Origin of the sequence: Vibrio sp. SCSIO 43135 (genome assembly GCF_023716665.1) — a bacterium.
Lineage (GTDB): Bacteria > Pseudomonadota > Gammaproteobacteria > Enterobacterales > Vibrionaceae > Vibrio > Vibrio paucivorans.
Genome location: NZ_CP071859.1, coordinates 2,563,616 through 2,587,417, shown reverse-complemented (window position 1 = coordinate 2,587,417; position 23,802 = coordinate 2,563,616). Strand labels below are relative to the sequence as shown.

Below are 23,802 nucleotides of genomic sequence, written 5' to 3'. Positions count from 1 at the left end.
TCAGTTAGGTGTCTTGTCCTTTATTTTTTATGAATCTAAGCCAGCCTGAGGTGGCTAGCTTGAGTCCTTTCCGTATCTCGCAGGAAAAATATTGCGAGAAAAACAATCCTTGGTGATATCCGTTTAATTTGGACCACTTTCTAGTGGTTTATATAGATGGGGCTAGGGATTCACCGACATTTCCGCGTTTGATTTTGTAATTTAAACCACAAAAAAAACGGCTATGTGTAAGTATCCTACAATTTAGTCCCTCCAAATTGCAATGAAAAGTGAACGCTGCGGCCCATTTTTTTCGCTTAAAAATGCATATTGCGTTTAACAAATGCGCAACATTACGCAAATAACGCCCATTTTCTGCATGTTTATTGATTTTTGTTAGTTTGTGGGATGTTTGAATTAAATAAAATGGTCGGATTTATTTTGCAGGGATGTAATTTACTTACAGGAATGGGATTGAGATGTATTCCTATCTATACCCTAGAGCGACTTTATGCAATTACATGAATTGGTAAACACCATTGGCCAAGACCTGCAGCGACGTTATGGAGAAAAGGTCCATAAGTTGACGCTGCATGGCGGATTTAGTTGTCCTAACAGAGATGGCACCATAGGCCGAGGTGGATGTACATTTTGCAATGTATCGTCTTTTGTTGACGAAGAAACTCAAGTTAAAAGCATTGTCGACCAGCTAACGGATAGAGCGGGTGAGATAAAGCGCGCTCGTAAATATTTAGCGTATTTTCAAGCCTATACCAATACCTATGCGGAAGTTCAGGTACTAAAAAATATGTACGAAGAAGCGCTTAAAGCGGCGGATATTGTGGGGCTATGCGTAGGAACGCGCCCTGACTGCGTTCCTGATGCTGTTCTCGACTTATTGGCAGGGTATGTCGAGCAAGGGTATGAGATTTGGTTGGAGCTTGGTTTACAAACTGCGAACAATGCGACGCTTAAAAGGATAAATCGAGGTCATGACTTTGAATGCTATGCCGAGATCACTCAAAGGGCGCGTGATTTGGGCATCAAAGTATGTACACACTTGATTGTTGGCCTGCCTAAAGAAAGTAGAGAAGACAATTTACGCACCTTAGAAAAAGTATTAGAGGTGGGAACTGACGGCATTAAGCTGCACGGCCTACATATAGTGGAAGGCAGTACGATGGCCAAGGCTTGGAAGGCTGGTCGACTAGAAGCCCCTACACTCGATGGTTATGTATCCATAGCGAGTGAGCTTATTCGCCGAACTCCTGCCGACATTGTTTATCACAGAGTTTCTTCAGCAGCTCGTCGGCCAACATTACTCGCGCCATTATGGTGTGAAAATCGTTGGTTGGCGATGACAGAGATAGGGCGGGCATTGGATCGTGATGGTGCTCAAGGCTCTCTTATAAAACAGACATTTATCTACTCTAAACCGCTAATAAAAGCGGATTAGCAGGCGAGAACCTGATATCTTTCGTAACCTTAAGTTATCAATAGATGATCAGGAATACCGGAGCAATGGAACAGTGGATGACTTGGCTATGGGATAGCACCTATGGTCATGGTTTAGACTTTTTGGTGATCTTTGCCAGCATTGCTTGCGTTGTTCTGGTCTACTCTCGTTACGTTAAACATATAGAAACGTTGGTGAAAGATATGCCTGCTGCAATTATGGTGGTGGGTGCCCAAAAAGGGGAGCTGATTCTTTCCAACCGAGCTGCGATGCAACTGCTAGGTGTACGACGTATCGGGCATAACTACTTATACCCAACCAGTATTGATGCCAATTTCATGCTTGGCCAATTACAGCCATTCTCTTCTCGCCATTTTCATTCTCTTTTAGTTAACTGGCCAGTTTCAAGCCAACAACATGTTGCGATTGACTTTACTGGGCGTAAGGTGCTGTTTCGCGGTCAATCGGCTTGGGTTATTTCGGCCATTCCACATTTTCAAACCAGTGAAGAAGTCCAAGAAGAAATTAATAGTTTGTCTGTCGCGAAAAGTGCGCTGGATTCTCTTTCTGAACACATTTACATAAAAGATAACCAGGGCAAGCTTATTCAAACCAATACCGCTTTTCAGCGCTTTTGGGCCAATCGAGAAGAAGAAGGCAGTGCTTCGATTGAAGGAGTACTGAAAGGTCGTGCAAGTAAACGTTTTTGGACTTCCTCTCCGGATGGACGTGGCTGCTTGCTAGAAACCTATCAAAGTATCCTGATGTCCCCCGAAGGAGAGAAGTTAGGGTACTTAGGTATTAGCCACGATGTGACCGATTGGCACAATATTCAAAAGAGCTTGCGTGATGAGATGGAGCGACGAAAAGATACTGAAGTCGCATTAGCGCAGAGAGATACCATTCTGCAGAACATCTTAGAGTCGAGTCCAGACTGCATCGGCATTTTTGATGAAAACATGGTGTACCAAGCCTGTAACCAACCATTTGTGACTGCTTTAGGTATCTCCGATGTGAATGACTTGATTGGTCATCGCTTGCAGGACGTGATTCCGGATGAGGCGTATGCGAGATTTTCTGACTCTGACTACAAAGTGCTGTATGAAGGGAAATCGACTCGCCATCTGGATAAAAGCATCAGTTCGAGTGGAGAATACATTTGGTTTGATGTGGTAAAGTCGCCGTTCCGCGATCCTGCCTCTGGTACCAATGGTGTGCTTATCATGGCGCGAGATGTATCAGAGCGTTACTTAGCAGAGAAAAAACTAGCAGAAGCCAACCAAGAGCTTGAGCGATTGAGTTTCGTTGATAGCTTGACCAAAGTATCGAACCGAAGACATTTCGATTCTCAACTAGAAACGCTGTGGCATCTTCATGTTCGTGAGCAACAACCCATTGCCATTATGATGTGTGATATTGACTTCTTTAAAGGTTACAACGACCACTACGGTCACCAAAAAGGGGATGAAGCACTGGTCAAAGTGGCGGAAGTATTTAAACAAGTACTCAGCCGTTCTTCAGACTGTGTCGCACGCTATGGCGGTGAGGAATTCGGTTTCTTACTACCGAATACCACTTCGGAAGGGGCGCAGAAGATTGCTGCTGATATTCATCGTCATATTGAGCAAGCAGCTATCACTCATGAGCTTTCTTCTGTTTCGACTTACATTACGGTAAGTATTGGATTGGCCTCCTATTTGCCAACTCACAATCATACCCCAGAGCAAATGATTGCTTTTGCCGACAGCGCGCTTTACCAAGCGAAGAAAAACGGGCGAAACCAAACATGTGTGCACGCGAATTCAGACTAAAAATCGTTAACGAAGAAGGTATTAAAACGCTTGTCCTGTGATGGGTTTAGCTTACCTAGAATGTTTAAAACGGGTAAACTGAACCTCTAGCTTTCGCATGGAGCGTTTAATGAAACCAATCAAAAACCTCGCGCAGTACTATGTCGATCTTCTGGTGAAGCTGGGCATCTTACGTTTTTCTATTCTCCTTGCTCTCGCACTGGTTGCGCTTGCCGTTGTTGTACAGGTCGGCATAACACTTGCGCTCAGTGGTCATGTAGATGATATCGATATCGTCCGTTCAGTGTTTTTCGGCCTGTTGATTACCCCTTGGGCTGTGTATTTTCTTTCTGTTGTAGTCGATCAGTTAGAAGAGTCTCGTCAGCGATTATCTAAGCTCGTCTCTAAACTCAAAGATATGCGCTCTCGAGACCAAGAACTGAACCATAAACTTCAGCAAAATATCGCAAAGCAGAACCAAGAGATCGAAGAGCGGATCAAAGCCGAAGAAGCGAGGGAAGAAGCGATGAAAGATCTCGAGAATGAGGTGTTTCAGCGCGAGAAAGCTCAAGTGGAGCTAGCTGAGCGAACGGCATTGCTACGCTCATTTATTGATGCCTCGCCAGATCTTATCTACTACCGAAATGCGGAAGGGGTCTTCTCTGGTTGTAACCGAGCAATGGAAGAGCTGACAGGTAAACGAGAAAACCAATTGGTTGGTTTAACTCCATGGGAAGTGTATAGCAAAGAAGTTGCTCAGCAGATTGTCGATACTGACCAGAAAGTCTTCTCTGATAACCAAGCACTAACCTACGAACAGTGGCTAGAATACCCAGATGGACGTAAGAACTATTTTGAACTGCGCAAAGTGCCGTTTTACAGCAAAGAAGGGCGTCACTTAGGACTCGTCGGCTTTGGCCGTGATATTACTGAGCGTAAGCGTCATGAAGAGTCTTTAGAGAAAGCCAGTCGCGACAAAACTACATTTATTTCTACTATCAGCCATGAATTGAGAACACCGCTCAACGGCATTGTCGGCTTAAGTCGAATGCTCCTGGATAGTCAGTTAAATTCAGAGCAGCGTAAGCATATGCAAACTATCAATGTCAGCGCCATTACCCTAGGCAATATCTTTAACGACATTATCGATATGGACAAATTTGATCGCCGTAAACTCGAGCTACTGCCGACCCCACTGCATTTTGAAGATTTTGTCGCTGAAATTGAAAGTATCTCTGCTCTGATGGCTGAGCAAAAAGGGCTTAGGTTCGACCTTGAACGTTTGACCGACTTTCCGGCTGCGATTCAAGTCGATGGTACTCGACTGCGCCAAGTGCTTTGGAACTTGATAAGCAACGCGATGAAGTTTACCAAAGAGGGTAGCGTTGTGATGACGGTTAGCGCTGATGTTGAAGATGACATGGCAACCATCATCTTTGAAGTAGAAGATACCGGGATAGGTATCCCTGATAGCGAATTAGAGAAAATATTCGCGATGTATTACCAAGTGAAATCAGGTAAAGACAACCTGCATGCTGTTGGTACCGGGATTGGTTTAGCGGTTTCTCGTCAGCTAATCAACATGATGGATGGTGACATTACAGTCGCAAGCGAAGAAGGTTTTGGTAGCACGTTTACGGTATCCATCCATGTTCCTTTGGCCGAAGAGCAAGTGTTGGCGAAACAAGAGCAGATTCTTGAGCAGCCAAGCTTATCCATCTTCATGTTAGAAGACATTGAACTGAATGTGACGGTCGCCCGTTCATTACTTGAAAGTTTAGGCCATAAAGTTACTGTTGCGATGAGTGGAGAAGAAGCTCTTGAGCGTTTCGTGCCAACGGAGTTTGATCTAGCTTTACTCGACATTCAACTACCCGATATGACAGGCTTTGATGTTGCACAAGAGCTTCGCAAAAGACATAAAGAGTTACCGCCTTTGGTGGCGTTGACTGCTAATGTTCTGAAGAATAAATCTGAGTATATTGAACAGGGTATGGATGATGCGCTGAGCAAGCCTCTCTCTGTAGTGGCAATTCAGGAAGTGATCAGCAAGTACTGCAATATAGATACCCAGCCAAGTAAGCCAGAGGTGGTGACAAAAGTGGATGAACAAGTGAGTGAGCTGTATCAGCAGTTGCTCGATATTGACATGTTAGAGTCCTATGTCGGTATCGTGGGGACGAAGCCTGTTCTGGATAGTATTGAAATGTTTGAGCAAATGATGCCGGAGTATATTGAAATTTTAGACTCGAACATGATGGCAAAAGATCAAGCAGGTATTGTGTCTGAAGCGCACAAAATTAAAGGAGCCGCAGGCTCTATCGGCTTGAAGCACATTCAGAAAGTAGCCCAAAAAGCGCAATCACCAGATATGCCGGCATGGTGGGAAAACATCGCAGATTGGGTAGAAGAAATTAAAAATGAGTATCAGAATGATATTCGAATTCTAAAAGATTGGTTAGGACAAAGGTAAACTATGAAAAAATTACTCGTAACCTCGTTAGCAATGGCAGCGCTTGCGGGCTGTAATTCGACCAGCGTGAACTGGGAACAAGGTAACCAAGCCGTAGTCGCTGAGTCAAATGTTGCACTGAAAAGCAACCTTTGGATCGATAAGATGCCAAGTATTGGTGAGGTGCGCGATCAGAATGTCCACGGTGCACTTTACCTTGAGTCAGAGCAACCGCTTCCTGCAGAATTGGTTGTGGAGAGTGTTTCAATCAAACAAGGCAAAGAAGTTTGGCTAATTGATTCCGATAGCCTTGATTTAAGAACTCACAATGAAAGTCAGTGGGAAGTAGCGTTTACATGGCAGCTAGAACTCGACTCAGAGCAACCTGTCGATATCGCGGTTCAGATTGATACCAATGGTGTGAAGAACTGGCTGGTGGAGAAAAAGGTTAAAGTCGATACTGTGTATTAGTCGATTGATGGCCAGCATAGAAAAAAGGCTTGCTCAATGAGCAAGCCTTTTATTTTAAGAACTTGATTACTCTTCTAAATCACCGCAGAAACGGTAACCTTCACCGTGTATAGTAGCGATGATTTCTGGTGTACCAGATACCGATTCGAAGTGTTTACGAATACGACGAATAGTTACGTCTACGGTACGGTCATGTGGCTTAAGCTCACGGCCAGTCATCTTCTTCAGCAGATCCGCACGTGTTTGAATCTTGCCAGGGTTCTCACAGAAGTGAAGCAGAGCACGGAATTCTGAGCGAGGCAGTTTGTATCCGTCGCCACCTGGGCTTACCAAAGAACGGCTGTTGATGTCTAACACCCAACCATTGAATTCATATTTTTCTACGCTACGTTTCTCTTCATGAGTCGCGCTAGCGTTCATTGAACGGCTTAACAGGTTGCGTGCACGGATAGTCAATTCACGTGGGTTAAATGGTTTGGTGATGTAATCATCCGCACCGATTTCTAGACCCAAGATTTTGTCTACTTCGTTGTCACGGCCTGTTAGGAACATAAGTGCTACGTTGGCTTGCTCACGCAATTCACGAGCTAAAAGAAGTCCATTCTTACCAGGAAGGTTAATGTCCATGATCACCAAGTTAACTTGGTTGTCGGACAGCACATGGTGCATCTCTTCACCGTCACTAGCCTCAAAAACAGCGTATCCCTCTGCTTCAAAAATACTCTTTAGAGTGTTACGAGTTACTTGCTCATCTTCTACGATAAGAATCTGCGGGGTTTGCATTGGCGGTACCTAAACTTGTGAAAAAATTGTGCTAATAGAATAAATTCTAGGCAAAAAAATAGCATACAGGTAATTTGATGTTGATATTAAACCAAAGTTTTCAAAAAAACACTGACTTCAGTTACCCGCCGTCCATGGTGCCACACTTAGTGGAGATAGTTCCTGACCTCAACAGCCACTCTACTAGTCTATGGGGCGAATTCTATAATGTTAACAGCATGCTAACAACGACAGAATGTTAATTCCATTCACTTTATTGATTTATATCAAGAGTTCAAATGTAACAAATATTAATAGTAATGCGTAGATGTAATATGTTGGTTTTATATGATGATTGATGCTTACCTGTGGGAAGCGTATAGCGATTGTTACTTCAGATTCAGTAATCACTGCACAGAGCCGTGCTTTGCGATTGTTACTGCCTGGGATCCTGCAAGTAAGTTAATGCCTTATCAATATAATTTTGTTAAAAATCAACACTTACAGCAATCGCTCAATTGTTATTCATGGACTAAGGTGTTAGTAGGAGATCAGCAGTTTAGTTGGAGTGAAGAGAGCTTTGCTGTCGCGATTTCAAGCCAAAAGGCGGTAGCGCTAGGTAAGCAGTATCAACAAAACGCCGTGTACTATGTAGAACATGGAGAGCTGTTTTTATTGTCGTGTCTTAAGGATAAGACGGTAAAGCACCTAGGCAAGTTAGTGGAGCGGTGCGTTTAAGGAATTTATGAAAATCATGGAGGAAAAATGAAAGATATAACACCTGATATTTGCGATAAGTTTGAAGATGAGGTCACACTCATTAACTTACCTTTACAAAACTTTGGCATGCGCAGTGCATTTTGGGGCGAGATTGTCACCGTTCGCTGCTATCACGATAACTCGAAAGTTCGTGAAATGTTAAGTACCAATGGTAAGGGAAAAGTTCTAGTTGTCGATGGTCATGGCTCTTGTCAGAAAGCCCTAATGGGTGATCAAGTTGCACTGATGGCGATAAAAAATAACTGGGAAGGCGTCGTTATCTACGGAGCTGTTCGTGATGTGGCTGCGATGTCTGAGATGGATTTAGGTATCAAAGCACTAGGCAGTAGCCCTTTTAAAACAGAGAAACGAGGAGCTGGAGATGTGAATGTCACTTTGACCATTCATAATGAAATGATTCAACCTGGTGACTATATCTACGCTGATTGGAATGGCGTTTTGATGTCTAAAAAACTACTTGATTGGAGTTAATAGGTAGTCGATAAATTTGGAACGTTTAAAAGCGAAAACCCAATCCAAATTCAACGCCTTGCTGCCACTCTTGATAATCAAGGGTGGCATGCAAGTCTAAATTTTCAGTCAGTTTCAATCGGCTTGATACTTCGGCTGAAATTTTGTCGGTACGTTCTTCTTCGATAACAGTACTGTAGGAATGAAGGGTACTTTTCACCGAGATTCTTTCAGTGACTTGGTAGTTTACACCACTCAAAAAGCCACTTTCACCTTCACGAGCATTGTCAATGCGTGTACCGACATAAAGATCGATCTTATCGAATACGTTATACGCGTAGCCGCTGTCTATTTTCCATGTATCAAAGCCAGAGGAATCTTTCTCGGTCGAGACAAACAGTTTGTGCGGTGAAGAAGCTTGATGCTGAGGTAGTACTGGTAGATCAGCTGCATTAACTAACGGGCAGGCAACAAGAAGTGATAGATAGAATATTCCCTTCATAAACCACTCCTTAGTCCATTTTTTATTATTAGTTTTTATATACAGCAAGAATAAGTAAAGCATAAAACTCAGTGAAGTGTATTAAGTTTTATATAGCGTTTGGTTATTTAGTTATGCTACTTAGCTTCTTATCATTAAAACGCTTTGAAACATCTGCCAATACCATCAGATTTTAAGTAATTTAGTTAAAAAAATAAACTTTTCATTGACTATCACGCGATAAATGCGGTAAACGTATGGTTAAGCAAACACAAGGTTTATAGATAATCGAAAATGCATAGCCACCTAGTAATGACCACAACCATTATTATTACCGACATCGCAATTGTTGGGGCAGGCTGCTAAGCGAAAGAAATTCAAAAAAAAGGCCTGTATCCAACAAGATACAGGCCTTTTTTTATACCAATTTGACCACTTTGGAGAGGAAGGGATGCGAGTATTAAAGTTTGGAGGCTCATCATTGGCAGATGCGGACCGTTTTTTAAGAGCGGCGGACATCATTGCTAATAATGCACAGCAAGAAGAGGTGGCAGTTGTTCTATCTGCACCAGGTAAAACAACAAACAAGCTAGTAGCAGTTATTGAAGGTGCGCTGCGCAATGGTGAAGCAGAGCTGCAAATAGCAGAATTAGAGGCTTCATTTAAATTACTTTTTGCAGAGATAAAAGCAGTATTACCAAACATTGATGGCGCAGGTTATGACAACCAAGTCCGCACATCTTTGTCTCAACTGCGTCAGTTCGTGCACGGTATCAACTTGCTTGGTATGTGCCCGAATAACGTTAACGCACGCATCATTAGTAAAGGTGAGCGAGTATCTATTCAATTGATGAAAGCGGTGCTAGAGGCAAAAGGGCAACCAGCAAGCTTAATCGATCCTGTTCAATATCTTTACGCTCAAGGTGATCACCTTGAAGCTATGGTTGACGTAGAAGTCTCTACGCAAAACTTTAAACAGAACCCACTTCCTCAAGGACATGTCAACATCATGCCTGGTTTTACCGCGGGTAATGATAAAGGCGAGCTAGTCACTCTTGGCCGTAATGGCTCGGACTATTCAGCAGCGGTGCTAGCAGCGTGTCTACGTGCAGACTGCTGTGAAATCTGGACTGATGTAGACGGCGTATACAACTGTGACCCTAGATTGGTTGATGATGCGCGTTTACTGAAGTCTTTAAGCTACCAAGAAGCGATGGAGCTGTCTTACTTTGGTGCTTCTGTTCTTCACCCGAAAACTATCGCTCCTATTGCGCAGTTCCATATCCCTTGTTTGATCAAAAACAGCTTCAATCCACAGGGTGCTGGCACCTTGATTGGCCAAGATACAGGTGAAGATAACCTAGCGATCAAAGGCATTACCACCCTAAATGACCTAACAATGGTTAACGTATCAGGTCCTGGTATGAAGGGCATGGTAGGTATGGCTAGCCGCGTATTCGGAGCGATGTCTTCAGCAGGTGTCTCTATTGTCCTGATCACTCAATCTTCTTCTGAGTACAGCATCAGCTTCTGTATTGAAGCGGCAGACAAAGTACAAGCAGAAAAAGTGTTAGCCGATGCATTTGAACTTGAATTGAAAGATGGCTTACTTGAGCCTGTTGAGTTCATCGATGATGTGTCGATTGTGACGCTAGTGGGTGATGGCATGCGCACTTCTCGTGGTGTCGCGTCGCAATTCTTTGCCTCGTTGGCTGAAGTGAACGTTAACATCGTAGCGATTGCACAAGGCTCGTCTGAGCGTGCGATTTCAGCCGTTATCCCTGAAGATAAAATATCTGAAGCGATCAAAGCGTGTCATGAGAACCTATTTAACTCTAAACACTTCTTAGATGTATTTGTTGTCGGTGTTGGTGGGGTTGGCGGTGAATTGGTTGACCAAATCCAGCGTCAGCAAGGTAAGCTGGCTGAAAAAGGCATCGTGATCCGCGTTTGTGGGTTGGCTAACAGCAAAGGCTTACTGCTAGACAGCCAAGGTTTGCCACTGGAACACTGGCGCGATCGTATGAACGATGCGACAGAAGAGTTTAGCCTTGCACGACTTATCTCATTGGTTCAGCGTAACCATATCATCAACCCAGTATTGGTCGACTGTACTTCAAGCGAATCTATTGCAAACCAATATGCGGATTTCCTAGCTGCTGGCTTCCACGTTGTAACGCCAAATAAAAAGGCAAATACGGCTAGTATGTCTTACTACCATCAGTTGCGAGAAGTCGCGCGTAGCTCACGTCGTAAATTGATGTATGAAACAACCGTTGGTGCGGGCCTTCCAGTTATCGAAAACTTACAGAACCTGATTTCTGCAGGTGATGAACTTGAGAAGTTCAACGGCATTCTTTCTGGGTCTCTGTCTTATATCTTCGGCAAACTTGATGAAGGTATGACGCTTAGCCAAGCAACAAATATTGCCAAAGATAATGGCTTTACTGAACCAGATCCTCGTGACGACCTTTCAGGCATGGATGTGGCGCGTAAGCTACTTATTCTTGCTCGTGAAGCTGGTATGAACTTGGAACTGGAAGACGTTGAAGTAGATCAAGCACTACCACCTGGTTTTGATGATTCAGGCAGCGTAGAAGAGTTTATGGCTCGCCTTCCGCAGGCCGATGCGCACTTCACTGAACTGTCTGCAAAAGCGGCAGAAGAAGGTAAAGTACTGCGTTATGTTGGTGAAATCCTAGAAGGTAAGTGTAAGGTGAGCATTGCTGCGGTTGATGAGAACGATCCAATGTTCAAGATCAAAGATGGTGAAAACGCGCTGGCATTCTACAGCCGTTACTATCAACCAATCCCTCTTGTACTGCGCGGTTATGGTGCGGGTACAGAAGTAACAGCAGCTGGTGTGTTCTCTGATGTGATGCGTACCCTTGGCTGGAAGTTGGGAGTGTAATCGTATGAGTAGTGGTATGGATGTAGTTGTTTACGCCCCAGCGTCTATCGGAAACGTCAGCGTAGGTTTCGATGTGTTGGGGGCGGCAGTGTCCCCAATCGACGGTACCTTGCTAGGTGACCGAGTGCTAGTTAAGGCAGGGAGTGAACCTTTTTCACTTAAAACTGCGGGCAGTTTTGTAGATAAACTGCCGAGTAATGCCAAAGAGAACATTGTCTATGATTGTTGGACTGTCTTCGCTCGAGAACTCGATAAAAAAGGTGTGCCGTTACTTCCGCTAGAGATGACGCTAGAAAAGAACATGCCGATTGGTTCGGGTTTAGGTTCGAGTGCATGCTCAATTGTTGCGGCACTTGATGCTTTGAACCGTTTCCACGGTCAGCCATTAGATGAAATGGAGCTGCTTGCTCTTATGGGAGAGATGGAGGGTAAAATCTCCGGCGGTATCCATTATGATAATGTTGCTCCGTGCTACTTGGGTGGCGTTCAACTTATGCTCGAAGAGCTTGGGATCATTAGCCAAGAAGTCCCATGCTTTGATGATTGGTACTGGGTGATGGCTTATCCGGGGATTAAAGTCTCAACAGCGGAAGCTCGCGAGATCTTGCCTTCTCAATATCGTCGCCAAGATGTGATTGCTCATGGCCGTCATTTAGCTGGTTTTATTCACGCTTGTCACTCTGGACAACCTGAGTTAGCGGCAAAGATGATCAAAGACGTGATCGCAGAACCGTATCGTGAGAAACTGCTCCCTGGGTTTGCAGACGCGCGTAAATATGCGCTGTCGGCTGGTGCGCTCGCGACTGGTATTTCCGGAAGTGGCCCAACCCTATTTAGCATTTGCAAAGATAAAGATGTCGCTGAGCGTGTTGCTCGCTGGCTAGAACAAAATTACGTACAAAATGAAGAAGGATTCGTTCACGTTTGTCGTCTAGACAAACAAGGTTCGACCGTTACAGGAAGTTCACTATGAAGCTCTACAACATCAAAGAAAATGATGAACAAGTCTCCTTTGGCCAAGCTGTTCGCCAAGGGCTAGGCCGCAACCAAGGTCTATTTTTCCCAGCAGAATTACCTAAGTTTGATGATGTTGATGCATTGTTAGCAGAAGACTTTGTTACTCGTAGTAGCAAGATTCTTTCTGCGCTGATCGGTGATGAACTTTCAGCAGATAAAGTGAACTCAATGGTGGATGCGGCGTTTCAGTTCCCAGCACCAATCAAATCCGTTAAAGATGGCGTTTACGCATTAGAGCTATTTCACGGCCCAACGTTAGCGTTCAAAGATTTTGGTGGACGTTTTATGGCTCAGTCACTGGCTGCGGTTTCAGACGGTGGCAAAATCACTATCCTGACGGCAACATCTGGTGATACTGGAGCGGCGGTAGCTCATGCATTTTATGGTATGGAAGATATCAACGTTGTTATTCTATACCCGAAAGGTAAGATTAGCCCGCTTCAAGAAAAGCTATTCTGTACACTAGGGAAGAACATCCATACTGTTGCGATTGATGGTGATTTCGACGCTTGTCAGGCTTTGGTTAAGCAAGCGTTTGATGATGCAGCACTGCGTGAAGAGATTGGTCTAAACTCAGCAAACTCTATCAATATCAGCCGTCTTATGGCTCAGATCTGCTATTACTTCGAAGCCGCTTCTCAAATGAGTAAGCAAGAGCGCGAAAACTTAGTGGTTTCAGTACCAAGTGGTAACTTTGGTAACCTAACTGCAGGCCTTCTTGCTAAAGCACTTGGCTTGCCGATCAAGCGCTTTATTGCTGCAACTAACGAGAATGACACCGTGCCACGTTACCTAGAGACGGGTAAGTGGGAACCTAAGCCAACAGTAGCCACGACATCGAATGCAATGGACGTGAGCCAACCGAACAACTGGCCTCGTATCGAAGAGCTTTGCCAACTGAAAGGTTGGGGCTTGGATACACTGGGTAAAGGTAAAGTATCTGACGAGCAGAGTGCAGAATCAGTACGCGATCTAAAAGCACAAGGTTACCAATGTGAGCCACATGGTGCGATTGCTTACCGCCTACTAGATGAGCAGCTGCAAGAGGGTGAGACAGGTTTATTCTTGTGTACGGCACACCCTGCTAAGTTCAAAGAAGTGGTTGATGACATCCTAGGTTCAGATATCGACTTGCCTGGCCCTCTAGCGAAACATGCGGCGATGGAATTGTTGTCTGAAGATCTTGCTAACGATTTCGATGCGTTAAAAGAAGTACTGCGCCGCGTTCAGTAACCGGTTGCTGATGCTGGAAAAAGGTGAATGACTTGTCATTCACCTTTTTTATTAGCTAGAGCAATCTCAAAGAGTATTCTTGATATGAAGTTCTTGATTTTTTTAGGATCTGTGCGCGAAAGCTCACCTCCAAAACCTGTACGTTTAGGCTTGAGAGTCAGTAAAGCGTGTATGGCATTAATGCAGTTGTATTACCCACAGCATGAGGTCGAGCTTATTGATCCATTGGATTACGAGCTAGGTCCGGTGTTCAAGCCGGAATTTTCTTATTCAAGAAGCCATACCCCCAAGGATTTAAAGAACTTAGCCGATAAAATAGCTCAAGCCGATGGCTATATTATGGTGAGTCCGGAATATAACCACTCGATGAGCCCTGCGCTTGCCAACCTTCTTAATCATTTTGGTAGTTCACTGTTTTCTTACAAACCGAGTGCGATCGTGACTTATTCGGCTGGGCAGTGGGGCGGAGCAAGAGCAGCGGTTGGAATGAGAACATTCCTTTCTGAGTTAGGTTGCTTGCCTGTGTCTGCGATGATTCATTTACCCAGGGCTCAAGAGGTATTTGATGAAGAAGGTGCAGTAATCGAGCCTAGTGAACAGAAGCAATGGAACGAATATCTTGCAAGGACGATGGCGCAATTAATTTGGTGGGCGGAAGGAGCGAAATCGCAAAGAGAGGACGTCGACCCAACTTCGATTATCAAAGTATTTCGTCGAGACCCTTCGCAGCGAAATGCCCCTTAAGTAGCCGTCAGATACAAAAAAGCTTGGCTGTTTTGCCAAGCTTTTGTCTTCAAGAATACTGAATCGAGATTATAGTGACTCAGTGAACGTACGAGCGATTACGTCGCGTTGTTGCTCTTGAGTTAGAGAGTTGAAACGTACAGCGTAGCCTGAAACACGAATAGTTAGCTGAGGGTATTTCTCTGGGTTTGCTACGGCATCTTCAAGTGTTTCACGTTTAAGAACGTTCACGTTTAGGTGTTGACCACCTTCGATGCGTGGTGCTGTCTCAATAGCGACTTCGCGACTTTCGTACTCACCAAGATCGTTGATTGCTACTACTTGGTCAGCTTCGTAGCCGTTTGAAGCTGCAACACAACGTGCTTCATTCTTCTCGCTGTCTAGTAGCCAGATTGAATTTAGTAGGTCGTCGTTTGCTGCTTTAGTAATTTGAATACCTTGGATCATCACTTTCTCCTAGTCCACTAACGTGGTGGTTATTGGTGTTAACTTTCGAATTCTGTTGAGCTACGTATTATATAGCGAATATCCACTATTTTAATATTGATTTAAGTCAAAAAACAACCAAAAACCTTAATTTAATAGTGGTGATTTTATTGATTGATATCAATAAAGCCTTTAAAAATGTGGCTTTAACAATTATTTTTAATGTTTAAAAATAAGTTTAATTGGTATTTTGTTGTAAATTTACTACATTTTAGAGCGTATAATCCGTTCATCTAACGATTTTACTGGCCTGAGTGGTACCATTTTGAAAGAACAACATGACAAAAATGACAAGTGTAAAAATGTGTAATAAAGAAAAATATATCGGTGCGCATGTATCAGCGGCAGGTGGTGTTGACCAAGCTCCTCTCAGAGCAAAAGAAATTGGAGCCAATGCATTTGCTCTGTTTACCAAAAACCAGCGCCAATGGGCTGCCAAGCCGTTAACCTCCAAAACTATCGCTGCTTTTAAAAAGAACTGTCAGGCGCTCGGGTTTCAACCTGAGCAAATTCTTCCTCACGACTCTTACTTGATCAACTTAGGGGCGCCGGAAGAAGAAAAGTTAGCGAAATCACGCGCCGCCTTTATTGACGAGATGGAGCGCTGCCATCAGCTTGGTTTAACATTACTGAATTTTCATCCTGGGAGTCATTTAAAGAAGATTTCTGAGAAAGAGTGTTTAGCTAGGATCGCGGAATCGATCAATTTAGCCCATCAAGCCGTTCCAGAAGTCGTTGCTGTTATTGAAAACACCGCAGGGCAAGGCACCAACCTAGGGTGGCGATTTGAACATCTAGCAGAAATTATTTCTCAAGTTGAGGACAAGACTCGGGTTGGAGTCTGCATTGATACTTGCCACACCTTTGCCGCTGGCTATGACTTGCGTACTAAAGAAGCATGCGCAGAGACGTTTCGAGCGTTCGATGAAATTGTCGGCATGCACTACTTAAGAGCAATGCATCTTAATGATTCAAAAACAGAATTCTCAGCTAGAGTGGATCGTCATCACTCGCTTGGTGAAGGAGAAATAGGTTGGCCTTGTTTTGAATACATTGCCTCAGATCCAAGGTTCAATACTATCCCTCTGATTTTAGAGACAATTAACCCAGATATATGGCCAGAAGAAATTAATGCGCTGCGAGAATTTCACACAAATTCAGTGGTTTAATCAGTTAAATACAATTGTTGGCACTGATTTTTCATAAGTAGAGTTGAACATAGCTGTATCAATTATGCTGGAAGGAGGGTGCCACTATGTCAGTCATTCATTCTGTACCATCAACTTATGTTGCTCATGTCCCACGTTTACCTGTACCTAATCGTCATATCACTGGACAAGGACATTACCGTACGCCACAACGCCATTCTTAATCACTTATTTATTCGACCTGATAGAGCCGCATTGGCGGCTCTATTTATATTTGGCGGTTTTAGCTATTCAACGTTATCCCTTTTGTGGAACCTGTGTCATTAATGTTTGTCCTGCACCTTGCTGCCGTTTGAGTATAGAATAGCGTTCACAGCGGGACGCAAGAGAGTTAAGTAGTGACTCTTGCTTGAATAACACAGAGGTAGGAAATGGGCGTAAACTTGACTTGGCATGACGTAATTGGTGTAGAGAAACAGCAAGATTATTTTCAGCAGACACTGGCTTTTGTTGAGAATGAGCGTCAAATGGGGAAACAGATCTACCCACCTAGCCAAGATGTATTTAATGCTTTTCGTCATACCGAGTTTAATGATGTGAAAGTAGTCATCTTAGGCCAAGACCCATACCACGGCCCCGATCAGGCACATGGCCTGTGCTTCTCAGTATTGCCAGGTGTGAAAACCCCGCCATCTTTAGTCAATATGTATAAAGAGCTCGCGCAAGATATTCCGGGCTTCCAGATTCCAAACCATGGCTTCTTACAGACTTGGGCGCAGCAGGGGGTGTTACTGCTCAATACAGTGCTCACCGTTGAGCAAGGTAAAGCGCATTCTCATTCGAAAACCGGATGGGAGACTTTCACCGATAAAGTGATTGAAGCGATTAACCAGCAGCAGCAAGGAGTCGTTTTTCTGCTTTGGGGAGCTCACGCCCAGAAGAAAGGACGTTTTATTGATCGCACTAAACATCATGTATTAGCAGCCCCACATCCATCGCCTTTATCGGCTCACCGTGGTTTCTTCGGTTGCAAGCATTTCTCTCAAACCAATGAATTGTTAAAGCAGCAACAAAAACAGCCAATTAACTGGAATCTGCCAGCACAAGTATCTATCTAATTTGCCGCTTTGGTGAATATTTAGTCGATCTTTGAACAAGCTCAAGACGTCCTTAGGTTTCTTTGAATAAACTTACAAAAAGTAAGTGTTAAGGAGGACGTTATGATGATTGAAAGGATAAGACGCGAACATGGGTATATGGTTCGCTTATTGGCGATACTGCGCAGTAAAGTGGCTATGCTGAGAAATGAGCAAAGTATTAACTACAGTTTGGTGCGAGAGGTGGTCGACTATTTGGCTAACCACTCAGAACGAGTCCACCATCCTAAAGAAGATATCCTCTATGGATACTTTATAGAGAAGTATGGCCAGCAGTTTGAGATCAGCAATTTAGAGCATGAACATGTGGAGTTGTCGAAAAAGACCCACGCCTTTCTAGACACTGTCGATATGATCTTAAGTGATGCGGTAATCCCACAAGATATTTTTATTGGACAGTTAGAAGAGTTTGTATTGAGTCAAAAGCGCCATCTCGAGACAGAGGAACAATCGGTGCTGCCGTTGATCAATAAAACATTTACCACGCAGGACTGGCAAGAAGTAGAGTCGCGCTGGAGTGTGTCGGAAGATGATCCTGTCTTTGGCGAAACGATCGCTGACCGATATCAGCAGCTTGCACAGCGAGTGCAGCAAGCTGATAGCGAATATGTATAGTGTAGAAACGAATAAAGGCGCCATTGGCGCCTTTATTTCTAAATATCTAAGTCTTCAACTTTTAAGCAGACATCCATCTCTAGGAGTTCTTTCTGCAGACGCTGGCGATCCTTAATCGCTTCTATTTCGCGCCATTTACGTTTCACAGGTTTTGAGCGAGTTGCTTTACCACGTGGAAAATCCATTTCCATTACATCGTCTAATTGCATGCCTTCCATAAGCCACCTCTGTTTTTATTAGTTTTACCCTGATGGGAATAATTTAAATATCACATTACCTTGAAGCCTATCTTTGATTTGTTTCTCATTTGTTTCGTTTCGATGAAGGTTTTATGCGGATTTTGAACCAATACTCACAAAAACCTGACAATTGATGGTTAATTATTGTTCAAACGAGTTGAGGCAAACGATTAAATTAATTTTTTTGCTTGTTAAAGACATGTATGAAGTCGCGCTCACAGGTAATGCTGAATATTTGAACGATGAGGTCATGACCTAGATTTGAGATCTTCGATTAATAATCAAATTATACGAATGACTCGAAACCTTATTTCGTCAGGCTTGCTGGAAGGTTTATAAATTGCGAATTGTTAAAAATTATTACGTGCTGCGATGTTATTGAGTTGGTGCTTGTTTGTGCTTTATTTGTGCCTTTAATGTTTGCTGTTGTGTTAATTAAAGGTGTATTTATAGTGAAAAATAACATTGATAAGTGTGTTGTTGAGTATTGATTTTTACGATTTCAAGCTGCATTATCCCGCCGTCAAAAATTTTGCTGATTGGAACTGGCGTGTAAAAGCACGCTTTTCCGCTGAAATAGGCTCGATAAAATCAAAAACACCATGACCATGCTTGCAAGGAAGTTAACGAGCGGCATGCCTACTTCAGAGCTAAGCTCTTAGCTTAGAACAGCACATACACCTATTGAGAGGTTCTTGTGACAGACATAATTAATTTAATGAACGATCTACTTTGGGGATCGATTCTGGTTTATCTACTGGTCGGTGTCGGCGTGTATTTCACTGTGCGACTTGGCTTCATTCAATTCCGTCACTTTGGCCACATGTTCAAAGTGTTAAAGAACAGTCGTAAAGCAGACAGCGCTGGTATTTCTTCTTTCCAAGCTCTTTGTACCAGTCTAGCGGCGCGTGTCGGCACAGGTAATATGGCTGGCGTCGCGGTAGCATTAACGGCGGGTGGCCCTGGCGCAATCTTCTGGATGTGGTTAATTGCAATGCTGGGTATGGCAACATCGTTTGCCGAGAGCACGCTAGCACAGCTATATAAAACCAAAGACGATGATGGTAACTATCGTGGTGGCCCTGCTTATTACATGGAGAAGGGCCTAGGTATGCGTTGGATGGGGGTTCTATTCTCTGTCTTTCTTATCATCGCATTCGGTTTGGTCTTTAACGCGGTTCAAGCTAACTCTATCGCGGGTGCAATGAACAATGCCTTTGGTTGGGATCAAACTTACGTTGGCGTTGCGGTTGTTCTACTTTCGTCAGTTGTTATTTTCGGTGGCATCAAGCGTATCGCTAAAGTAGCGGAGCTGATTGTTCCTGCAATGGCGTTAGCTTACCTAGTATTGGCGCTGTTTGTGATGTTCATGAACATCGAGAAACTGCCAGCGGTACTGACTTTGATCTTTAAGAGTGCATTTGGTTTGCAAGAAGCGGCTGCGGGTGGTCTAGGTTACGCAATTGCTCAAGCGATGATCAACGGTATCAAACGCGGCCTATTCTCGAACGAAGCGGGTATGGGTTCTGCGCCAAATGCTGCGGCATCAGCGACTCCGTACCCACCGCACCCAGCGTCACAAGGTTATGTTCAGATGCTAGGTGTATTTATGGATACGATTGTTATCTGTTCTGCGACTGTGGCCATCATTTTGATGTCTGGCGAATATGTACCTCACGGTGAAGTGACCGGTATCGAGTTGACCCAAACTGCACTCAGCTCACAAGTGGGCAGCTGGGGTGGTATCTTTGTTGCGGTAGCGATCTTCTTCTTCGCGTTTACTTCAATCATTGCCAACTACTCTTACGCGGAAACAAACCTTATCTTCTTAGAGCATAACCACAAAGCTGGTCTAGGACTGTTCCGTATTATTGTACTTGGCATGGTGATGTTTGGTGCAGTGGCGTCTCTGCCAGTTGTTTGGTCGCTCGCTGACGTTTCAATGGGCTTAATGGCGATTGTTAACTTAGTGGCTATCTTATTGCTGTCTGGCATTGTGATTAAGCTTGCTAAAGACTACAACAAGCAATTGAAAGCGGGCAAAGTGCCAACTTTCAACGCAGACGATTTCCCAGAGTTGAAGTCACAATTAGAAGACGGTATCTGGGACAATAGCGAGAAAAAATAATTGCTGTTAGCGCCATCGTTATAAACGATTAGAGTGATAGAAAAAGCCATGCAGACATAGCATGGCTTTTTTTGTAATCTATACCCATAAAATTGCCAATAAATAGAATTAGTAGAGTAACCGTCATGCTTATCGTTGTTTCACCAGCCAAGACTTTAGATTATGAATCGCCTCTCGCTACAGAGCGCTACACTCAACCAGACTTGGTCGAGCATTCAGCTGAGCTTATTGAAGAGTGTCGTAAGCTAACGCCTGCAGATGTTTCCGCATTAATGAAGGTGAGCGATAAGATCGCAGGTCTTAATGTTGCTCGCTTCGAACAATGGAGCGAAGAGTTCACAACGGATAATGCACGCCAAGCAATTCTGGCTTTTAAAGGTGACGTATACACGGGGTTAGACGCAGAAAGCCTATCTGAAGAAGATTTCGATTACGCGCAAAAGCACTTGCGCATGCTGTCTGGTTTATATGGGTTGCTGAAACCTCTCGATTTGATGCAGCCGTACCGCTTAGAAATGGGCACTAAGTTGGCCAACGCACGTGGCACCAACTTGTATCAATTCTGGGGTAATGTGATTACCGATAAGCTGAATGAAGCTCTGAATGAGCAGGGGGACAATGTGCTTATCAACCTTGCTTCGAATGAGTACTTTAAAGCGGTTAAGCCGAAGAATTTAGATGGCCAAGTGATTACACCAGTATTCAAAGACTGCAAAAATGGTCAATACAAAGTGATCAGCTTTTATGCGAAAAAAGCGCGCGGTATGATGGCTCGCTACATTATTGAGAATCGTGTTGATTCGATTGAGGCGCTGACTCAGTTTAATACTGCTGGCTATTATTTTGTTGAAGAAGAGTCTTCAGCTAAAGAGCTCGTTTTCAAGCGCGAAGAGCAAAACTAAACGACCTAACGCTCGCCCCTTTATTCAACGCTAGAATAGTAAAGGGGCGTTCATCTTTTATGGTATAGCGAGGCAGTGAGATTGCGATGTTGACTTGGTTTAAACGTTTGATAGCAAAATATGACGCATGGTGTGAGTCGATGGGATTAACGCCTGAAAATAAGCGCAGCTGCGTGCCATACCGGAAAGAGCCTTCTCGTGACGAGCGAAAGTAATACCTCGTTTCCGCTGTTTGATACCCATTGCCACCTAGATTTCCCCCAGTTCTCTGAAGACTTTGCTGGGCAGCTACAGAAAGCTACTGCAATGGGGGTACAACGTTTTCTCATTCCTTCTATCGGCGAGCAGAACTGGTATCAGATTGATGCTCTAAGTGCTCAATATCCTTCTATTTACTATTCTGCTGGTTTCCACCCCTACTTTCTTACGCAAGAACTGCCCGCCGTTGATACTAGACTTGAAGACTTTTTAGCTACTCGAAGAGCAGGAAAGTGTGTAGCGATTGGTGAAACAGGCTTAGACTTTGCCATTCAAGTTGATAAGCAGGTGCAGCAGCATTACTTACAGCTACAATTGCAATTGGCGCAACAGTTCAAGATGCCCGTTATCCTACATAGTCGCAAATCTCATAATGAACTCATCCGAACACTAAAGCAGCATAAGTTTCAACAAGGCGGTGTCTTACACGGTTTTTCAGGCAGTTACGAACAAGCAATGCAGTTTGTCGACTTAGGATTTCATATTGGTGTTGGAGGAACGATAACTTACCCAAGAGCTCAAAAGACACGCAGTGCTATTGCTCGCTTGCCACTTAGTTCTTTAGTGCTAGAAACCGATGCGCCTGATATGCCATTGAATGGCTATCAAGGACAGCCAAACCATCCCAAACAGTTAGTAAATGTCTTAGAAACGCTCTGCTTGTTGAAAGAAGAATCAATGCAAACGATTGCTTGTGCGGCTTGGAAAAATAGCAACCTGCTATTCGGTATTTGTGAATAAATTCGAAAGAAAATGTTCTTTCAATGTTTGCGGGTAGTGTTAATGGTGACTTGGCTCACATAAATAAGTGAGCGTGCAATGAATCTTATTAGAAAGTGTGAGGGTAGCATTACTTTATCATTCAAGGGATGAGTATAATCACCCCGCTTTTGAGTACCAATTTTTGTAACACGCCAATAAATAACTAATAAGGAAGTCATAAACTATGAGCCTGTTTATGAGCCTAGTCGGTATGGCAGTTCTGCTAGGAATCGCAGTACTACTGTCTGACAACCGCAAAGCTATTAATCTAAGAACAGTGGGTGGCGCTTTTGCTATTCAATTTTTAATCGGTGGTTTCGTTCTTTACGTACCATGGGGTCGTGACCTTCTTGCAGGTTTTTCTGCAGGTGTACAAAGCGTTATCGACTTTGGTAAAGACGGTACTGGTTTCCTATTCGGAAGCCTAGTTAACTTCTCTGTTGACGGTATCGGCTTCATCTTTGCTTTCCAAGTACTACCAACTCTAATCTTCTTCTCTGCGCTAATCTCTGTACTTTACTACATTGGTGTTATGCAATGGGTTATCAAGATTCTTGGTGGTGGCCTACAGAAAGCACTAGGTACTTCTCGTGCGGAATCAATGTCTGCAGCTGCGAACATCTTCGTAGGTCAAACTGAAGCACCTCTAGTGGTTCGTCCGTTTGTACCTAAAATGACTCAATCTGAGCTATTCGCAGTAATGTGTGGTGGTCTTGCGTCTGTAGCAGGTGGTGTACTTGCTGGTTACGCATCTATGGGTGTACCTCTTGAGTACCTTGTAGCAGCATCATTCATGGCAGCACCAGGTGGTCTACTATTCGCTAAGATCATCAAACCAGAAACTGAACAGCCTGACGAAGAGCTAGGCGGAGACATCGACGGTGGCGAAGATAAGCCAGCGAACGTAATCGACGCAGCAGCAGGCGGTGCATCTGTTGGTCTACAACTAGCACTTAACGTTGGTGCAATGCTACTAGCATTCATCGGTCTAATCGCTCTTATCAACGGTATCCTAGGTGGCGTGGGCGGTTGGTTCGGTATGGAGAACCTAACTCTAGAACTTCTACTAGGTTGGTTGTTCGCACCACTAGCATTCCTAATCGGTGTTCCATGGGCTGAAGCAACGTTTGCTGGTTCATTCATCGGTCAAAAACTGGTTGTTAACGAATTCGTTGCATACCTAAACTTCGTACCTTTCGTTGGTGAAAACGCTCAAGTTATTCCAGCAACTGGTGCAGTAATGTCTGAGAAGACTCAAGCAATCATCGCATTCGCTCTATGTGGTTTCGCAAACCTTTCTTCTATTGCGATTCTACTAGGTGGTCTAGGTGGTCTAGCTCCAAACCGTCGTTCTGATATCGCTCGTATGGGTGTGAAAGCGGTGTGTGCTGGTACGCTATCTAACCTAATGGCGGCGACAATCGCTGGCTTCTTCCTATCTTTCTAATTAAGTAAGCGAAAGATTATATAGACGCCGTTTTATAAAGCCCCGTAGTTGCACAGTTTACTGTGTACTACGGGGCTTTTTTGTTTTTTCTTTCGTCGTCATTTGTCCGCTAACGGCATTAACTGCGAATATCC

22 protein-coding genes and 1 other annotated feature are annotated in these 23,802 nt (G+C 43.9%); of the genes, 18 read left to right on the top strand and 4 right to left on the bottom strand.

The window, feature by feature from the left end:
- Positions 1 to 490: 490 nt before the first annotated feature.
- The 4 genes from mnmL to J4N42_RS11525 all read left to right on the top strand — a co-directional run bounded on the left by mnmL (position 491) and on the right by J4N42_RS11525 (position 6,148).
- The gene (gene mnmL / locus J4N42_RS11540; RefSeq protein ID WP_252028100.1) at positions 491 to 1,435 is read left to right on the top strand and encodes a tRNA modification radical SAM protein MnmL/YtqA; all 945 of its coding nucleotides are present in this window, start codon (positions 491 to 493) and stop codon (positions 1,433 to 1,435) included.
- 65 nt (positions 1,436 to 1,500) lie between these two features.
- Positions 1,501 to 3,246: a diguanylate cyclase domain-containing protein gene (locus J4N42_RS11535; protein WP_252028099.1), complete on the top strand. Its 1,746-nt coding sequence runs from the start codon at positions 1,501 to 1,503 to the stop codon at positions 3,244 to 3,246.
- 109 nt (positions 3,247 to 3,355) lie between these two features.
- Entirely contained in the window at positions 3,356 to 5,698 is a 2,343-nt protein-coding gene (gene arcB / locus J4N42_RS11530; RefSeq protein WP_252028098.1) for an aerobic respiration two-component sensor histidine kinase ArcB, read from the top strand.
- Positions 5,699 to 5,701: 3 nt separating this feature from the next.
- Positions 5,702 to 6,148, top strand: coding sequence for a putative periplasmic lipoprotein (locus J4N42_RS11525; protein ID WP_252028097.1), 447 nt, complete (start codon positions 5,702 to 5,704; stop codon positions 6,146 to 6,148).
- Between the two features lie 66 nt (positions 6,149 to 6,214).
- Here J4N42_RS11525 and arcA read toward each other — a convergent pair whose 3' ends face one another.
- Entirely contained in the window at positions 6,215 to 6,931 is a 717-nt protein-coding gene (arcA, locus tag J4N42_RS11520) for a two-component system response regulator ArcA (RefSeq protein ID WP_252028096.1), read from the bottom strand.
- Positions 6,932 to 7,258: 327 nt separating this feature from the next.
- On the opposite strand from arcA, the gene J4N42_RS11515 reads away from it, so the two are divergent.
- Positions 7,259 to 7,648 (top strand): DUF3293 domain-containing protein, encoded by a 390-nt coding sequence (locus tag J4N42_RS11515; RefSeq protein WP_353505331.1) that lies wholly within the window; start codon positions 7,259 to 7,261, stop codon positions 7,646 to 7,648.
- Positions 7,649 to 7,675: 27 nt separating this feature from the next.
- A complete protein-coding gene (locus J4N42_RS11510) occupies positions 7,676 to 8,161 on the top strand; it encodes a putative 4-hydroxy-4-methyl-2-oxoglutarate aldolase (protein WP_252028093.1) in 486 nt (161 codons plus the stop codon).
- 25 nt (positions 8,162 to 8,186) lie between these two features.
- Here the strand turns inward: J4N42_RS11510 and J4N42_RS11505 are convergent, their stop codons facing one another.
- Positions 8,187 to 8,642: a hypothetical protein gene (locus J4N42_RS11505; RefSeq protein WP_252028091.1), complete on the bottom strand. Its 456-nt coding sequence runs from the start codon at positions 8,640 to 8,642 to the stop codon at positions 8,187 to 8,189.
- Positions 8,643 to 8,922: 280 nt separating this feature from the next.
- Positions 8,923 to 9,042, top strand: a sequence feature (Thr leader region).
- 30 nt (positions 9,043 to 9,072) lie between these two features.
- On the opposite strand from J4N42_RS11505, the gene thrA reads away from it, so the two are divergent.
- The 4 genes from thrA to J4N42_RS11485 all read left to right on the top strand — a co-directional run bounded on the left by thrA (position 9,073) and on the right by J4N42_RS11485 (position 14,526).
- A complete protein-coding gene (gene thrA, locus J4N42_RS11500) occupies positions 9,073 to 11,532 on the top strand; it encodes a bifunctional aspartate kinase/homoserine dehydrogenase I (protein ID WP_252028089.1) in 2,460 nt (819 codons plus the stop codon).
- Between the two features lie 16 nt (positions 11,533 to 11,548).
- Positions 11,549 to 12,505, top strand: coding sequence for a homoserine kinase (gene thrB, locus J4N42_RS11495; protein ID WP_252030837.1), 957 nt, complete (start codon positions 11,549 to 11,551; stop codon positions 12,503 to 12,505).
- Positions 12,502 to 13,782 (top strand): threonine synthase, encoded by a 1,281-nt coding sequence (gene thrC / locus J4N42_RS11490; protein ID WP_252028087.1) that lies wholly within the window; start codon positions 12,502 to 12,504, stop codon positions 13,780 to 13,782. Before thrB ends, thrC begins: the two co-directional genes overlap by 4 nt.
- Before the next feature lie 84 nt (positions 13,783 to 13,866).
- Positions 13,867 to 14,526 (top strand): NADPH-dependent FMN reductase, encoded by a 660-nt coding sequence (locus J4N42_RS11485; RefSeq protein WP_252028086.1) that lies wholly within the window; start codon positions 13,867 to 13,869, stop codon positions 14,524 to 14,526.
- A 69-nt stretch (positions 14,527 to 14,595) separates the two neighbouring features.
- Here the strand turns inward: J4N42_RS11485 and grcA are convergent, their stop codons facing one another.
- A complete protein-coding gene (grcA, locus tag J4N42_RS11480; protein ID WP_252028083.1) occupies positions 14,596 to 14,973 on the bottom strand; it encodes an autonomous glycyl radical cofactor GrcA in 378 nt (125 codons plus the stop codon).
- 317 nt (positions 14,974 to 15,290) lie between these two features.
- Here grcA and nfo point away from each other — a divergent pair, with 317 nt between their 5' ends.
- The 3 genes from nfo (at position 15,291) to J4N42_RS11465 (ending at position 17,932) form a co-directional block, all read left to right on the top strand.
- Positions 15,291 to 16,181: a deoxyribonuclease IV gene (gene nfo, locus J4N42_RS11475; RefSeq protein ID WP_457522939.1), complete on the top strand. Its 891-nt coding sequence runs from the start codon at positions 15,291 to 15,293 to the stop codon at positions 16,179 to 16,181.
- A 410-nt stretch (positions 16,182 to 16,591) separates the two neighbouring features.
- Positions 16,592 to 17,278 (top strand): uracil-DNA glycosylase, encoded by a 687-nt coding sequence (gene ung, locus J4N42_RS11470; RefSeq protein WP_252028081.1) that lies wholly within the window; start codon positions 16,592 to 16,594, stop codon positions 17,276 to 17,278.
- A gap of 102 nt (positions 17,279 to 17,380) precedes the next feature.
- A complete protein-coding gene (locus J4N42_RS11465; protein WP_252028080.1) occupies positions 17,381 to 17,932 on the top strand; it encodes a hemerythrin domain-containing protein in 552 nt (183 codons plus the stop codon).
- A gap of 38 nt (positions 17,933 to 17,970) precedes the next feature.
- Here the strand turns inward: J4N42_RS11465 and J4N42_RS11460 are convergent, their stop codons facing one another.
- The gene (locus tag J4N42_RS11460) at positions 17,971 to 18,150 is read right to left on the bottom strand and encodes a DUF3545 family protein (RefSeq protein WP_252028078.1); all 180 of its coding nucleotides are present in this window, start codon (positions 18,148 to 18,150) and stop codon (positions 17,971 to 17,973) included.
- A 718-nt stretch (positions 18,151 to 18,868) separates the two neighbouring features.
- On the opposite strand from J4N42_RS11460, the gene J4N42_RS11455 reads away from it, so the two are divergent.
- The 5 genes from J4N42_RS11455 to J4N42_RS11435 all read left to right on the top strand — a co-directional run bounded on the left by J4N42_RS11455 (position 18,869) and on the right by J4N42_RS11435 (position 23,668).
- Complete coding sequence (locus J4N42_RS11455) at positions 18,869 to 20,299, top strand: alanine/glycine:cation symporter family protein (protein WP_252028076.1); 1,431 nt, start codon at positions 18,869 to 18,871, stop codon at positions 20,297 to 20,299.
- A gap of 125 nt (positions 20,300 to 20,424) precedes the next feature.
- Positions 20,425 to 21,201 carry a peroxide stress protein YaaA gene (gene yaaA / locus J4N42_RS11450; RefSeq protein ID WP_252028075.1) on the top strand — a complete coding sequence of 259 codons (777 nt, stop codon included), beginning with the start codon at positions 20,425 to 20,427 and terminating at the stop codon, positions 21,199 to 21,201.
- 86 nt (positions 21,202 to 21,287) lie between these two features.
- Positions 21,288 to 21,416 (top strand): DUF5363 family protein, encoded by a 129-nt coding sequence (locus J4N42_RS11445; RefSeq protein ID WP_252028073.1) that lies wholly within the window; start codon positions 21,288 to 21,290, stop codon positions 21,414 to 21,416.
- Entirely contained in the window at positions 21,400 to 22,200 is an 801-nt protein-coding gene (locus tag J4N42_RS11440) for a TatD family hydrolase (RefSeq protein ID WP_252028071.1), read from the top strand. The genes J4N42_RS11445 and J4N42_RS11440 overlap by 17 nt, the downstream gene beginning before the upstream one ends.
- A gap of 205 nt (positions 22,201 to 22,405) precedes the next feature.
- Positions 22,406 to 23,668, top strand: coding sequence for a NupC/NupG family nucleoside CNT transporter (locus tag J4N42_RS11435; protein ID WP_252028069.1), 1,263 nt, complete (start codon positions 22,406 to 22,408; stop codon positions 23,666 to 23,668).
- The last annotated feature ends 134 nt before the right edge of the window (positions 23,669 to 23,802 follow it).